Here is a 14,076-nt window from a genome sequence, read left to right as displayed (position 1 = left end):
AAACGGTTTTGGTTAACGTCCGGCAACGCGAGATTCGGAGGAATGCATGGCAGGCAGCGTCAACAAGGTCATCCTGATCGGCAATCTGGGGCGCGACCCCGAGGTCAGGAGCTTCCAGAACGGGGGCAAGGTCTGCAACCTGCGCATCGCCACGTCCGAAACCTGGCGCGACAAGAACTCCGGCGAGCGGCGGGAGCGGACGGAGTGGCACACTGTCGCCATCTTCTCCGAACCGCTGGTGCGCGTGGCCGAGCAGTACCTACGCAAGGGCTCGAAGGTCTATATCGAAGGCCAGCTCGAGACGCGGAAGTGGCAGGACCAGTCCGGTCAGGACCGCTATTCGACCGAGGTCGTGCTGCGGCCCTACACCTCCACCCTCACCATGCTCGACGGTCGCGGCGAAGGCGGCGGCGGAGGCGGTGACTACGGCGGAGGCGGCGGCTCCTATGGCGGGGGCGGCGGAGGTTCCTACGGCGGCGGCGGCTCCGGCGGAGGCGGCCAGGGCGGCGGCGGAGGCGGCTTCGGCTCCGACATGGACGACGATATCCCGTTCTGATCGGATGGCGCGACCCGATCTCAGACCGGTCGCCAGCCTCTGGATCGGCGACCGGCTGACATGGTTCGAGCGGGTCGCCATCCAGTCCTTCATCGACCACGGCCACCGCTTCATCCTCTACGCCTACGACCCGATCGAGGGCGTTCCGGCGGAGGTCGATCTGCGCCCGGCCGACGAGGTCCTGCCCCGGCCCGAGCGCGACCTGTCGGACCGGGCGCGGCGGGCGATCTTCTCCGACACGTTCCGGATCGAGATGATCCTGAAGACCGACGCGATCTGGGTGGATACGGACGCGCTGTGCGTGGCGCCCTTCGAGCCGGTGGACGACTGCTTCTTCGGGATCGAGAAGCATACCGGCGTCGTCTCCAATGCGATGCTGCGGCTGCCCTCGGACGCAGCGGTGACGCGCGACCTGCACCGTCTGCTGACCGCGAGCGAGCCGATCCTGCCCTGGCTGCGCAAGGCGAAGCGCATCGAGCTACGCCACGCGCGGCACCGGGGCGAGCGCTGGGACATGACGCGGTTCCGCTGGGGCGAGTCCGGTCCGCGTGCGCTGACCTTCTACCTGCGCCATCACGGGCTGCACGGGCGGGCCTTCGCGCGGCACGTGCTCTACCCGCTGAACTTCCCGTTGAACACGGTGCTGTTCGAGCCGTCCTACACCCTGTCGGCGATCGAGCAGCCGGGTTCGCTGAGCGTGCATTTCTATGGCGGGACGAAGCACCGGATGCGCGAGCTCGGCCTGCTCACCCCGCCTGCGGGCAGCTATTTCGAGGCGATCTGCGCGCGGCACGGGATCGACCCGGCGGCACATCCCCTGCCCGCCCTCCCGGCGGAGGAGCGCGCCGCACCCTGACCCGCGGATCTGCGACATAAAGTCGAACCGTTCGCCCTGAGGTTGCGTTGGTGTCCCACGAAGCGGCGCCCGTCCGGTGCGCCGGACATCCGGGAGGTTCAGCCGCGCCATGCCGAAGCCATGATCGAGACGCCCCCGTCCCGCCTGCGCCCGCGCCCGTCCTGGGCGATCGTCGGCATCTTCCTGCTCCTGCTGACCGCCGCCGTGGCGGAGGCGCGGGACTTCCTGATGCCGGTGGTGCTCGCCCTTCTGCTCTCCCTCGTCTTCCGTCCGGTGCGGCGGGGCATGAACAGGGCGGGCGCCGGGGACGGTGTCGCGGCGCTGGTGATCTGCACGGGGCTGGTGCTGGCGGTGACCGCGCTGGTGATGCTGCTCGCCCAACCGGTGAGCACCTGGGTCGAGGACGCGCCGCGCATCGCCTGGCGGATCGAGCAGCGCCTCGCCTCGCTGGAGGGGACGGTGGAGGCGGTGACGCGCGCCGCCGAACAGCTCGACAACCTCGCCGAAGGGGCCGAGGACAGTGCGCGGGCGAGCGCCGCGACGCAGGGCGCCGAGGTCGCGGTCGAGGTCCGGCAGGGCGGCGGGATCCTGGCGCAGGTGGCAGCCGCGGCACCGCTCCTGCTGGGTCAGGCTGTGTTCACGCTGGTCCTGCTCTTCTTCCTGCTCGCCTCCGGCGACATGTTCTACCAGCGCATCGTGGAGGTGACGCCGCGGCTCGGCGACAAGAAGCGGGCGCTGGCCATTGCGCGCGACATCGAACGGCGGCTGGCGCGCTACCTCTTCACCATCACGCTGGTCAATGCGGGGCTCGGCGTGGCGGTGGGGCTCGCCATGTGGGCGATCGGGATGCCGGATCCGCTGATGTTCGGGGTTGCGGCGTTCCTGCTCAACTACATCCCTTACGTGGGGGCGATCGCGGGAACAGTGCTCGCCACCGCGATCGGGATCGTGGCGCTGCCCGAGCTCTGGCTCGCCTTCGCGGCGGGGGCGGCCTACTTCGCGCTCACCTCGCTGGAGGGGCAGGTCGTGACGCCCTATTTCGTGGGCCGCTCGCTGAAGCTCAACACGGTGGTGGTGTTCCTGTCGGTCGCGTTCTGGGCCTGGATGTGGTCGGTCGTCGGCATGATCATCGCGGTGCCGGTGCTGGTCGTCGTCCGCGTCTTCAGCGAGCATATCCCGGCGATGTCCTCCGTCGGCCGGTTCCTCGCCGCAAATGACGCGCCACCGCCCGAAAACCCGTCCGCGGCGGCCTGATACGGCCCGCGCCATTGCACACCCGGTCGCATCCGTCCTATAAGAAATCCACCATATCTGGTGTTTTTCCGCGCAGGACGAGAGACCTTGAACGATACGCCCGAGACCCCTGAGTCCGACGACGACGAACCGCGCCGCCCGGCCTATGACGGCCCGCAGGTGACCATCGAGGAGGAGATGCGCCGCTCCTTTCTCGACTACTCCATGTCGGTCATCATCTCCCGCGCGATCCCGGACGTGCGCGACGGGCTGAAGCCGGTGCATCGCCGGATCCTCTACGCGATGCACGAGACGGGAAACACCTCCGACAAGGCCTACAAGAAGTCGGCCCGCCCGGTCGGCGACGTGATCGGTAAGTATCACCCGCATGGCGACACCGCGATCTACGACGCGCTGGTGCGCATGGCGCAGGACTTCTCCATGCGGCTTCCGCTGCTCGACGGTCAGGGCAATTTCGGCTCGATGGACGGCGATGCGCCCGCGGCGATGCGGTATACCGAGGTTCGGATGGCGCCGCCCGCCGATGCGCTGCTCGCCGATATCGAGCAGGACACGGTTGACTTCCAGCCGAACTACGATGGCAAGGATCAGGAGCCGGTGGTCCTGCCCGCCCGCTTCCCCAACCTCTTGGTGAACGGCACGGAAGGCATCGCGGTCGGCATGGCGACGCGGATCCCGCCGCACAACCTCGGCGAGGTGCTGAACGCCGCCGAGGCGCTGATCGACGAGCCGGACCTGAGCTCCGAGGCGCTGACGGAGTACGTCCCTGCCCCCGACTTCCCGACCGGCGGGATCATCATCGGCCGCGCCGGTGCGAAGAAGGCGTATCTGGAGGGGCGCGGGTCGATCATCATCCGCGCGAAGACCAAGGTGGAGGAGATCCGGAAGGACCGCTTCGCCATCGTCGTCGAGGAAATCCCCTACCAGGTGAACAAGTCCACGATGATCGAGCGGATCGCGGAGCTTGCCCGCGAGAAGAAGATCGAGGGCATCGCCCATGTGCAGGACGAGAGCGACCGCTTCGGCGTGCGCGTGGTCATCGAGCTGCGCCGCGATGCGACGGCGGACGTGGTGCTGAACCAGCTCTACCGCTTCACCCCGATGCAGACGAGCTTCGGCGCCAACATGCTGGCCCTCAACAACGGGCGGCCGGAGCAGCTGACGCTGCGCGGCTTCCTGACGGCCTTCCTCGCCTTCCGGGAGGAGGTCGTGGCGCGCCGTACTGCCTTCCTGCTGATGAAGGCGCGGGAGCGGGCGCACATCCTGTCCGGTCTCGCCGTGGCGGTGGAGAACGTCGACGAGGTGGTCGCCACCATCCGGGCGTCGGCCGACCGGGGCGAAGCGCGCGAAAAGCTGATGACCCGCCGCTGGCCCGCGGCGCAGATCGCGGATTACATCCGGCTGATTGACGATCCGTCGCACACGATGAACGAGGACGGGACCTACAACCTCTCGATCGAGCAGGCGAACGCGATCCTCGAGCTGCGGCTGCAGCGCCTCACCGCCCTCGGCGTCAAGGAGATCACGGACGAGCTGGAAGAGCTCGCGGCCAAGATCACCGACTATCTCGACATCCTGCGCTCCCGCGACCGGATCATGGCGATCATCCGCGCCGAGATCACGGAGGTGCGCGAGAAATACGCCACCCCGCGCCGGTCCGAGATCGCCGATTTCGTCGGCGACATGGAGGACGAGGACCTGATCGAGCCCGCCGAGATGGTCGTGACCATCACCAATGGCGGCTACATCAAGCGCACCCCGCTCGACGAGTTCCGCGCCCAGCGGCGCGGCGGCAAGGGGCTGGGCGGCATGAACATGAAGGATGACGACTTCGTCACCCGCCTGTTCGTGGCCAACACCCACACGCCGATCCTGTTCTTCACAACCGACGGCATGGTCTACCAGCTCAAGACCTGGCGCCTGCCGCAGGGCGGGCGGAACGCGCGGGGCAAGGCGCTGGTCAATATCCTGCCGATCCAGAACGGAACCGGGATCGCGGCCACCATGCCCGTGGACCGGGACGAGGCGGATTGGGGCGACCTGCAGATCGTCTTCGCCACCTCGGCGGGCGACGTGCGGCGCAACCGTCTGTCGGATTTCACCAACATCATGCGCAACGGCAAGATCGCCATGCGCCTGCCCGACGACGGCACGCGGCTGGTGAATGCGCGGATCTGCGGCGAGGACGAGGACGTGATGCTGGTCACGGCACAGGGCCGCGCGATCCGCTTCCCGGTGACGGACGTCCGGGTCTTCGCCGGCCGGAACTCCACCGGCGTGCGCGGCATCCGGCTGGCCCAGGGCGACGAGGTGGTCTCGGCTTCCGTCATCCGGCATTTCGAGGCGGATCCGGCGGAGCGTGCGGCCTACCTCAAGATGCGCCGCGCGGTGGCCGGGCAGACCGAGGATGACAGCGCGGACGAGGACGACGCAGCCCCGGGCTCGATCACCCAGGAACGCTATGCCGAGATGTCGGCGGCCGAGGATCTGATCCTGACGCTGACCGAGATGGGGGCGGGCAAGCTCTCCTCCTCCCACGACTATCCGGTGCGCGGCCGCGGCGGCCAGGGCGTCATGGCGATGGATAAGGCGCTGCGCGGCGGGCGGCTGGTGGCGTCCTTCCCCGTGGAGATCGACGATCAGATCATGCTGGCCACGAATACCGGCCAGTCGATCCGGACGCCGGTCGCCGACATCTCCTTCCGCTCCCGCTCCGCCGGTGGTGTGCGCGTCTTCAACACCCGCAACGGCGAGAAGGTCGTCAGCGTCGCCTGGATCGCCGATCAGGGCGAGGAGGGCGGCGCGGAGGAGTGACGCCGCGCGCTGTGAGCAGTGTTGCCGTTTTGCGTATTTGAAGAGAGTGATGAGGCCGGGCGCGCGCCCGCTCCATCACTCTCGCCCAATACGCCCGCCGGAGGCAGCTACCGCAGTCGGAAGGACGCGGTGGCGCTCAGCGGCCCGTCGGTGGCCACGATCCCGCGCTGATGCAGGTCGATGAGATGGGCGAGCACGTTGCGGGCCGCCGCCGGGTGCAGGCGCGGATCGACATCGGTGTAGATCGCCGCCGTGAGCGCCGCCACTGTGGCCGGGCGGTCGAGGCCGGCGAGGATCTGGGCCTCGCGGCTCTCGCGATGGGCGATGAGCTCGGCCACGCGGGCCTCCCCCTCCTCCACCACGTCGCCGTGGCCGGGCAGCAAGCGGTGGCGCGCGGCCCCGCCCTGCATCCGGCGCAGGGAGCTCATGAAGGCGGTGAGATCGCCGTCGGGCGGTGAGACCAGCGTGCTCGCCCAGCCCATGACGTGATCGCCGGTGAAGGCGACGCCGCCCTCCTCCCACACGAAGCTCAGGTGGTTGGCCATGTGGCCGGGGGTATGGAGCGCGGTGAGGGACCAGCCCTCGCCTGCCACGGTGTCGCCATCGGCGAGGGTCACGTCGGGGGTGAAGTGCGGGTCGACGCCCTCTCCTCCGCCGAGCGCATCGCTCTCAGCCAACTGCCGCATGATCGCGCTGCGCCCCGCCTGCGCGTCACCGAAGGCGTGGACCGGGGCGCGGAGCCGGGGGGCGAGCGGCGTGTGGTCGATATGGGCGTGGGTGATGAGCACATGGCTGATCCGCTCGCCGGGGGTCAGCGCCGCTTCGATGGCCGCGAGGTGGCGCGGATCGTCGGGGCCGGGGTCGATAACGGCGACGGCGCCCTCCCCCACGATGTAGGTCTGCGTCCCGGTGAAGGTCATCGGACCCGGATTGGGCGCGGTGATGCGGCGCACGCCCTTCGCGACGATCTCCATGCCCGGCTCCCTTGCGCGGGGCGGGCGGCTTGCCTACCCCTTTCATCATGTTGAATTTCAGATGGCTCAAACGCTGGATGCCGCGCAACCTGTTTTCGCGTGCGCTCTTGATCCTGCTGGTGCCGGTGGTGGGCATCCAGCTCGTCACCGCCGCGGTCTTCGTCCGGCGGCATATCGAGGGGGTGACCGAGCAGATGGCGCAGGCCGTCGCCTCGGAGCTCAACTACGCCATCACCACCATCGAGACGGCGCCGACGCAGGCCGCGCGGGATGCGCAGATCGAGACGGTGAGCGGGCTCTTGAACCTCACTGTGCTGCTCGATCCCGAGGGGCAGATCGCGGCGGAGGATGATTTCGCGTTTCTCGACATCTCCGGCAATGCGGCCGCCGAGGAGCTGCGCAGCGTGATCCGGCGCGATCTCAGCGTGGACGGGGTGGCCATCGACAAGATGCTGCTGGTCGAGGTGCAGACCTCCGCCGGGGCGCTGACGGCGCTGTTACCACGGCGGCGGCTGATCGCGTCGAACCCGCACCTGCTGCTCACCTGGATGATCTTCGCCGCGGCGATCTTCGCCACCATCTCGACCCTGTTCCTGCGCAACCAGATCCGCCCGATCCGGGAGCTCGCCCGGGTGTCGGAGGCGTTCGGCAAGGGGCGGTCGGAGCCGTTCCGGCCGAAGGGGGCGGAGGAGGTGCGGCGCGCGGGCGCGGCGTTTCTCGCCATGCGGGGGCGGCTCGAGCGGCAGATCGAGCAGCGCACCTCGATGTTGTCAGGGGTCAGCCACGACCTGCGCACGCCGCTCACCCGGATGCGGCTGGCGCTCGCGGTGGCCGAGCCGGGGCCGGAGACGGACGAGCTGGTCCACGACGTGACGGAGATGGAGCGGATGCTCGACGGCTTCCTCGCCTTCGCCCGCGGCGAGGGGACGGAAGAGACGGTGCCGGTGGAGCCGATCACGCTCGCCCGCACGCTGGTCGATCGCGCCCGGCGCGACGGGGCCGACATCAACCTGATCGTGGAGAACGAGACGCCGGACGAGTGCATCGTGCAGGTGCGGGAGATGGCGCTTACGCGGGCGGTTCAGAACCTGCTCTCGAACGCCATCCGCTATGGCGACCGGGTGCGGCTGCGGGTGCGGCTCACGCGGTTGGCGCTGGAGTTCACGGTCGAGGATGACGGCCCCGGCATTCCGGAGGACCAGATGCTCGCGGCCCTCAAGCCGTTCTCCCGCCTCGACAGTGCGCGCAACCAGGACGCGGGCGGCTCGGTCGGGCTGGGCCTGTCGATCGCGGCGGACGTCGCGCGCAGCCACGGCGGCTCGCTCCGGCTGGAGCGGAGTGCGGCGCTCGGCGGGTTGAGCGGGATCCTGAGGATCCCGCGCTAGGCGGGGGCGAGCGGGAAGAGGACGCGGACGGTCAGGCCATCCTCCCGCAGCTCGCGCTCGAGCTCGGCGCTCAGGATGCGGGCGGAGCTGCGCATCAGGACCTCGCCGAAGCCCGCCTCCTCCCCCGCTTCCAGATCGGCGCGGCGGCCCGGTGGCATGGTCTCCGACCAGATCAGGACGGCGCGGCCCTCCCCCTCCCGATCCAGGGTGACGTCCAGGCGGCCGCCGGGGGCGCAGAGCGCGCCGTACTTCGCGGCATTCGTGGCGAGCTCGTAGAGCAGCATGGCGAAGGCGGTGGTGCGGGTGCCGTCGACCATGATGTCCGGGTCGAGATCGGTGCGCAGGTCGAGATCGACGCGGCCATTGGCCCAGGGCGTGAGACCGGCTTCGATGATGCGGGCGAGCGGGACGTCGCCCAGCCGCCCCTCGTCGGCATATTCGAGGGTCAGCGAATGCGCGTCCGACAGGGCGGTGATCTGGCCGCGCAGGAAGCTTGCGAAGCTGCGCACGTCGGTCATGCGACTGCCGACGAGGCGGATGAGGGCCGCGATCATCGCGAAGTTGTTCTTGACGCGGTGGTTCATCTCGCGCGCCATCAGGGCGATGCGCTCGTCGGCGCGCTTGCGCTCGGTGATGTCCCAGTTCACGCCCATCATGCGGACCGGGGCGCCCGCCTCGTCCCGCTCGATGACGCGGCCGCGCCCGGCGATCCAGCGGTGGCTGCCGCCGGGCAGGACGACGCGGAACTCCATCTCGTAGTCCTGATCGCCGATCGTAGCGCGGGAGATCGCGGCCTCCACCTTCGGCCGGTCCTCCGGCAGGATGGTGGAGAGGACCCGGGCGCCGCAGCGCTCCTCCTCCGGCCCGATGCCGAAGAGCGACACAAGCTCGGGATCGCAGGTCAGCACATCGGTCTGCACGTTCCATTCGAAGCTGTGCATGTTGCCCGCGGCCAGCGCGAGCTGTGCGCGGAGCTGATCCGCCGCCAGCCGCGGCGAACGGATGGCGGGCGTGTGTTCGTGGCGCCGGAGCTTGGCGATGAGATCAGCGGTGGAGCCGTCGCCCGCAGCGCGGGCAGCCGGGTTCTGTCCCTCTTCGGGCGGGAGCGGAATCGGCGCGGAATTCGTCATGGTGCAACGCCTTGGTCATGGCACCCTGTTTACGCCGTTCTCACGCCGGTGCCCTGGCCGACGGCTTCCTACCGCCACCTCCTGCGTAGCCCTCGGGGGATTAACAGGAGCTTACCGGCTCGAGATGGTTCCAGAAAAAATGCATCGCGAAGAGATGGCACAAAGAAATTAGGGCCGCGGCCGACCTGGAGGGCGCTTTTGGAACGATTTTGATGGGTCCGCGCCCTGAAGCATTGATGTCGTTAGTTCGACGTCCGAGATCGCCAACGCGCCCTCCGGGGGGAGGTCGGGCGCGGCCCGGCGTGGCCGCCGGGCGGGACAGATGGTCAGTATGAGGACAAAAAATGAGGGGCGGTTGGTTCCGCCCCTCTAGTGCCCCTCGTTTTCAGGCTGTTCGCGGTCTGGTTGACTGCCCGGTTTCTCGCCCGCTGGCCTGAACTCTAGGAACGCCAACTAAAGGCGCTCGAATCTCATTCGGTTTCTAATCTTGGCGCTTGGAACTTTGAACACGTTCGCCAGTCGGCCAACATCACGGCCGTGAAGTGATACTGCCGCCTTCAAAGCGCCATCACCAAAAAACAAGTCTTCGGCAAAGTTCTCAGCCCTTTGTTCGTTCGAATCGTCACTCTCCAAGTACAAAAACGCAGCTTGCTCCGCATCATGTGCATCTCCCATAAGGATGAAATCCGCATCGACACCTTCGAGAAAATGATGACCAAGCTCGTGACCAACGACCCATCGCTTCCAAGCCTCACTTAGATGCCTTCCAACAACGACGGTCGGCACGTAGCCTTTCTCGGTGGAGCGATAGTCTAGATATCCTCTATGACCGTAGGACATGGCTTCTTGAGTAACGCGAACACCAAGACGGTTTGCTAAAACACCAATCCTATTTGGGGGATTCGAGCGGAAACTCACGATCTCTCTGTAAGCTCCTGGAGGCAACAGACGGCGGAATTCACTACGCATCGCACCTTCCTCTGCTTATATTCACTAAACGTGGAGCGAGCCTTGGAACTCGCTCCCTCAATCTCAGCTGCAGCCGCTCGTCGCGCCGCAGGTGTTGCACTTCATGCAGGTGCCGTTGCGCACGAGGGTGAAGTTGCCGCACTCGCCGCACGGGTCGCCCTCGTAGCCCTGCATCTTCGCCTTGGTCCGGTCGTCCATCGTGGTTACGGCGGCGACGGAGGTTTCGGTTTTCGCGACCACCGTCACGCCCGGGGCCGGAGCGGCGGCACCGCCCTGGAGCACGGTCAGTTCCTGGGGCAGCCGCTTGCGCAGGTAGCCGGTGGAGCTGATCTGGCGGATCATGTCGATGGAGCTTGCGGCCGTCTCCTCGTCCGCCTTCCGGATGTTGGAGACACCCTCTTCCACGCCGCGGCCCATGTCGGCGAAGGCCTCGCCGGAGGGCTTCACGTGGGCAAGGTCCGTCCGGTCGAGGTAGCTCACCGCCAGCTCGCGGAAGATGTAGTCGAGGATCGAAGTCGCGTTCTTGATCGAGTCGTTGCCCTGGACCATTCCCGCCGGCTCGAACCGGGTGAAGGTGAAGGCCTCGACGAACTCCTCGAGCGGGACGCCATACTGGAGCCCGACCGACACCGCGATGGCGAAGTTGTTCATCATCGCGCGGAAGGCGGCACCCTCCTTGTGCATGTCGATGAAGATCTCGCCGAGCGAGCCGTCCTCGTACTCGCCGGTGCGCAGGTAGACCTTGTGCCCGCCGACGATGGCCTTCTGGGTGTAGCCTTTGCGGCGCTCGGGCAGCTTCTCACGGCCCTTGGCGACCTCCTTGACGACGATCTTCTCCACGATCTTCTCGGCGAGGATAGTGGCCTTTTCGCCGGCGGCGGCCTCGATCAGCGCCTCCTCCAGATCATCCTCGTCCTCCTCGATCAGCGCGGCCGAGAGCGGCTGGCTGAGCTTGGAGCCGTCGCGGTAGAGGGCGTTCGCCTTCACGCCGAGGGAGTGGGAGAGCTCGTAGGCCTCAAGGCAATCCTCGATCGTCGCGTCGTTCGGCATGTTGATCGTCTTGGAGATCGCGCCGGAGATGAAGCTCTGCGCCGCCGCCATCATGGTGATGTGGCTGTCGACGGAGAGGTAGCGCTTGCCGATCTTCCCGCAGGGGTTAGCGCAGTCGAAGATGCCGTAGTGCTCTTCCTTGAGGTGCGGCGCACCCTCCAGCGTCATGGTCCCGCAGACGTGGTTGTTCGCGGCCTCAATCTGCTCCCGGGTGAAGCCGAGATGGCGCAGCAGGTCGAAGGACGGATCGTTCAGCTTCTCCTCGGGGATGCCAAGGGTGCCGGTGCAGAACTCCGCGCCCAGCGTCCACTGGTTGAAGACGAAGCGGATGTCGAAGGCGGTGGCGAGCGCGCCCTCGATCTTCGCGATCTCCGCCTCGCCGAAGCCGTGGCCGATCAGCGCCGTGTGGTTGATCGCCGGCGCGTTGCCGATGGAGCCGTGGCCGACCGCGTAGGAGGTGATCTCCTCGATCTGGGCAGAGCCGTAGCCGAGCTTCGAGAGGGCCGCCGGAACCGACTGGTTGATGATCTTGAAGTAGCCGCCGCCGGCGAGCTTCTTGAACTTCACCAGCGCGAAGTCCGGCTCGATGCCCGTGGTGTCGCAGTCCATGACGAGGCCGATCGTGCCGGTGGGCGCGATGACGGAGACCTGGGCGTTGCGGAAGCCGTGCTTCTCCCCCTCGCTCAGCGCCTCGTCCCACACGGCGTGGGCCATGTTGATCAGGCGGCCGTCCGGGCAGTTGTCGTGGTCGAGCGGGACGGGCGGGACCGCGAGGCCCTCGTAGCCCTTCGCCTCGCCATAGGCCGCGCGGCGGTGGTTGCGGATGACGCGCAGCATGTGCTCGGCGTTCTTCGCGTAGCCCGGGAAGGCGCCCTGCTCCGCCGCCATCTCGGCCGAGGTCGCGTAAGACACGCCTGTGAGGATCGCGGTCAGCGCACCGCAGAGCGCGCGGCCCTCGTCGCTGTCATAGCCGTAGCCCATGTTCATCAGGAGGCCGCCGATATTGGCGTAGCCGAGGCCCAGCGTACGGAACTCGTAGGAGCGGCGGGCGATCGCCTCAGACGGGAACTGCGCCATGAGCACGCTGATCTCCAGCGTCACGGTCCACAGGCGGGAGGCGTGCACGTAGCCGTCCACGTCGAACTGGCCGTCCTTGAGGAAGGTCAGCAGGTTCATCGAGGCGAGGTTACAGGCCGTGTCATCGAGGAACATGTACTCCGAGCACGGGTTGGAGCCGCGGATCTCACCGTCCTCGGGGCAGGTGTGCCACGCGTTGATCGTGTCGTGGAACTGGATGCCGGGATCGGCGCAGGCCCAGGCGGCGTGGCCGATCTGGTCCCACAGCTCGCGGGCGGACACGGTCTTGGCCACTTTGCCGTCGGTGCGGCGGATGAGCTCCCACGGCTTGTCGTCCTTCGCCGCCTTGAGGAAGGCGTCGGTCACGCGCACCGAGTTGTTGGAGTTCTGGCCCGCGACGGAGTTGTAGGCCTCGCTGTCCCAGTCGGTGTCGTAGGTCGGGAACTCGATGGAGGCGTAGCCCTGCCGTGCGTAGTCGAGCACGCGCTTGACGTAGGTCTCGGGGATCGCGGACTTCTTCGCGCCCTTGATCGCGGTCTTCAGTGCCGGGTTGCGCTTGGGGTCGAAGGCGTCCTGCTCGTAGCCGTCCCATTCGCGGATCGCAGCGAAGATGTCGTTGAGCTTCGCCTCGTGCATCTTGGAGCCCGCGACGAGGGAGGCGACCTTCTGCTCCTCCTTCACCTTCCAGTTGATGAAGGCCTCGATGTCGGGGTGATCCATGTCGCAAATCACCATCTTGGCCGCGCGGCGCGTTGTGCCGCCCGACTTGATGGCGCCCGCGGCCCGATCGCCGATCTTGAGGAACGACATCAGGCCAGAGGAACGGCCGCCGCCGCCCAGCGGCTCATCGGCGGCGCGCAGGGACGAGAAGTTGGTGCCGGTGCCCGAGCCGTACTTGAAGAGGCGCGCCTCGCGCGTCCACAGGTCCATGATCCCGCCCTCGTTCACCAGGTCGTCGGTGACGGACTGGATGAAGCAGGCGTGAGGCTGCGGGTGCTCGTAGGCGGACTTGGACTTGGTGAGCTTGCCGGTCTCGAAATCGACGTAGAAGTGGCCCTGGCTCGGCCCGTCGATGCCATAGGCCCAGTGGAGGCCGGTGTTGAACCACTGCGGGGAATTCGGCGCGGACATCTGCGCGGCGAGCATGTAGCGCATCTCGTCGAAATACGCTTGCGCGTCGGCCTCGGTGGAGAAGTAGCCGCCCTTCCAGCCCCAGTAGGTCCAGGCACCCGCCAGCCGGTCGAAGACCTGCTTGGCGGACGTCTCCCCGCCGAAGCGCTCTTCCTCCGGCAGCTTCTTGAGCGCCGCCTCGTCGGGGATAGAGCGCCACAGGAAGGCGGGCACGCCCTTTTCCTTCACCTTCTTCAGGCGCGCAGGCACACCGGCCTTGCGGAAGTACTTCTGCGCCAGCACGTCGGAGGCGACCTGCGACCAGGCGGCCGGCACCTCGAGGTTGTCGAGCGCGAAAACGACGGAGCCGTCCGGGTTGCGGATCTCGCTCGACGTCGTGCGGAATTCGAGCGCCGCGTAGGCGTCGGCGGCATCGGTGGTGAAGCGGCGGTCGATCTTCATGGGGCCCTGTCCTTCTCGTTGTATCGGGCGCACGGCAAAGGGGGCTCCTCCCTCCCCACGAGGGAAGGCTGCACGCTCGACAGTGGTGGTTCATCTGGACCGGGCGGTTGGTGATGCCTGCGCCGCATCTTGTGTCCGCCCTGGTGACGAAGCCCAAGATGCGGTGGTTCGCTCACCATCGTCAACGAAAAATTCACGAAGGAACACCACATATTGTGCTTGCAATATGGGCCCGCCACAGGAGAGCGGAATTAACAAACGAGTCGTTGCAGGCTCAACCATAACGTGAAGATGACGGCGTTTTTCGAGCGTGTTCAGGGGCTTTCGGAGCGTGCTTTTTGCACCGGCGGAAAGCCGCCGACCCGTAGCGCCCCGCTTCGCCGTCGGACCTGTGACTAAATGTTGTATCTCGCGCGGCGGCAAACACAGCGAATCCCGG

At 67.3% G+C, this 14,076-nt stretch carries 9 protein-coding genes; 5 read left to right on the top strand and 4 right to left on the bottom strand.

Annotated features, from left to right (window positions below; translation table 11 throughout):
• Positions 1-46: 46 nt before the first annotated feature.
• The 4 genes from I0K15_RS17325 (at position 47) to gyrA (ending at position 5,480) form a co-directional block, all read left to right on the top strand.
• Positions 47-556 carry a single-stranded DNA-binding protein gene (locus tag I0K15_RS17325; protein WP_196102731.1) on the top strand — a complete coding sequence of 170 codons (510 nt, stop codon included), beginning with the start codon at positions 47-49 and terminating at the stop codon, positions 554-556.
• A gap of 4 nt (positions 557-560) precedes the next feature.
• Positions 561-1,412: a hypothetical protein gene (locus tag I0K15_RS17320; RefSeq protein ID WP_196102730.1), complete on the top strand. Its 852-nt coding sequence runs from the start codon at positions 561-563 to the stop codon at positions 1,410-1,412.
• Positions 1,413-1,532: 120 nt separating this feature from the next.
• A complete protein-coding gene (locus I0K15_RS17315) occupies positions 1,533-2,666 on the top strand; it encodes an AI-2E family transporter (protein ID WP_230374170.1) in 1,134 nt (377 codons plus the stop codon).
• 87 nt (positions 2,667-2,753) lie between these two features.
• On the top strand, positions 2,754-5,480 hold the full coding sequence (gene gyrA / locus I0K15_RS17310; RefSeq protein WP_196102729.1) for a DNA gyrase subunit A: 2,727 nt from the start codon (positions 2,754-2,756) through the stop codon (positions 5,478-5,480).
• A 107-nt stretch (positions 5,481-5,587) separates the two neighbouring features.
• Here the strand turns inward: gyrA and I0K15_RS17305 are convergent, their stop codons facing one another.
• On the bottom strand, positions 5,588-6,454 hold the full coding sequence (locus I0K15_RS17305; protein WP_196102728.1) for an MBL fold metallo-hydrolase: 867 nt from the start codon (positions 6,452-6,454) through the stop codon (positions 5,588-5,590).
• Positions 6,455-6,501: 47 nt separating this feature from the next.
• On the opposite strand from I0K15_RS17305, the gene I0K15_RS17300 reads away from it, so the two are divergent.
• Positions 6,502-7,839: an ATP-binding protein gene (locus I0K15_RS17300; protein WP_230374169.1), complete on the top strand. Its 1,338-nt coding sequence runs from the start codon at positions 6,502-6,504 to the stop codon at positions 7,837-7,839.
• Here the strand turns inward: I0K15_RS17300 and I0K15_RS17295 are convergent.
• The 3 genes from I0K15_RS17295 to I0K15_RS17285 all read right to left on the bottom strand — a co-directional run bounded on the left by I0K15_RS17295 (position 7,836) and on the right by I0K15_RS17285 (position 13,637).
• Positions 7,836-8,969: a sensor histidine kinase gene (locus I0K15_RS17295; RefSeq protein ID WP_196102727.1), complete on the bottom strand. Its 1,134-nt coding sequence runs from the start codon at positions 8,967-8,969 to the stop codon at positions 7,836-7,838. The two genes, I0K15_RS17300 and I0K15_RS17295, sit on opposite strands and share 4 nt — an antisense overlap.
• A 453-nt stretch (positions 8,970-9,422) precedes the next feature.
• A complete protein-coding gene (locus I0K15_RS17290; protein ID WP_196102726.1) occupies positions 9,423-9,938 on the bottom strand; it encodes an ImmA/IrrE family metallo-endopeptidase in 516 nt (171 codons plus the stop codon).
• Between the two features lie 63 nt (positions 9,939-10,001).
• Positions 10,002-13,637 carry a vitamin B12-dependent ribonucleotide reductase gene (locus I0K15_RS17285; RefSeq protein ID WP_196102725.1) on the bottom strand — a complete coding sequence of 1,212 codons (3,636 nt, stop codon included), beginning with the start codon at positions 13,635-13,637 and terminating at the stop codon, positions 10,002-10,004.
• Positions 13,638-14,076: the final 439 nt, after the last annotated feature.

It is taken from the genome of Pontivivens ytuae (genome assembly GCF_015679265.1).
Classification (GTDB): domain Bacteria; phylum Pseudomonadota; class Alphaproteobacteria; order Rhodobacterales; family Rhodobacteraceae; genus Pontivivens; species Pontivivens ytuae.
This window is presented reverse-complemented; position numbering and strand designations above follow the sequence as displayed.

Bases quoted from the DNA above. Each gene is read 5' to 3' on its own strand.
- I0K15_RS17325 (WP_196102731.1), top strand. From the start codon at position 47: ATGGCAGGCAGCGTCAACAAGGTCATCCTGATCGGCAATCTGGGGCGC.
- I0K15_RS17320 (WP_196102730.1), top strand. From the start codon at position 561: ATGGCGCGACCCGATCTCAGACCGGTCGCCAGCCTCTGGATCGGCGAC.
- I0K15_RS17315 (WP_230374170.1), top strand. From the start codon at position 1,533: ATGATCGAGACGCCCCCGTCCCGCCTGCGCCCGCGCCCGTCCTGGGCG.
- I0K15_RS17305 (WP_196102728.1), bottom strand. From the start codon at position 6,454: ATGGAGATCGTCGCGAAGGGCGTGCGCCGCATCACCGCGCCCAATCCG.
- I0K15_RS17300 (WP_230374169.1), top strand. From the start codon at position 6,502: ATGTTGAATTTCAGATGGCTCAAACGCTGGATGCCGCGCAACCTGTTT.
- I0K15_RS17295 (WP_196102727.1), bottom strand. From the start codon at position 8,969: ATGACGAATTCCGCGCCGATTCCGCTCCCGCCCGAAGAGGGACAGAAC.
- I0K15_RS17290 (WP_196102726.1), bottom strand. From the start codon at position 9,938: ATGCGTAGTGAATTCCGCCGTCTGTTGCCTCCAGGAGCTTACAGAGAG.
- I0K15_RS17285 (WP_196102725.1), bottom strand. From the start codon at position 13,637: ATGAAGATCGACCGCCGCTTCACCACCGATGCCGCCGACGCCTACGCG.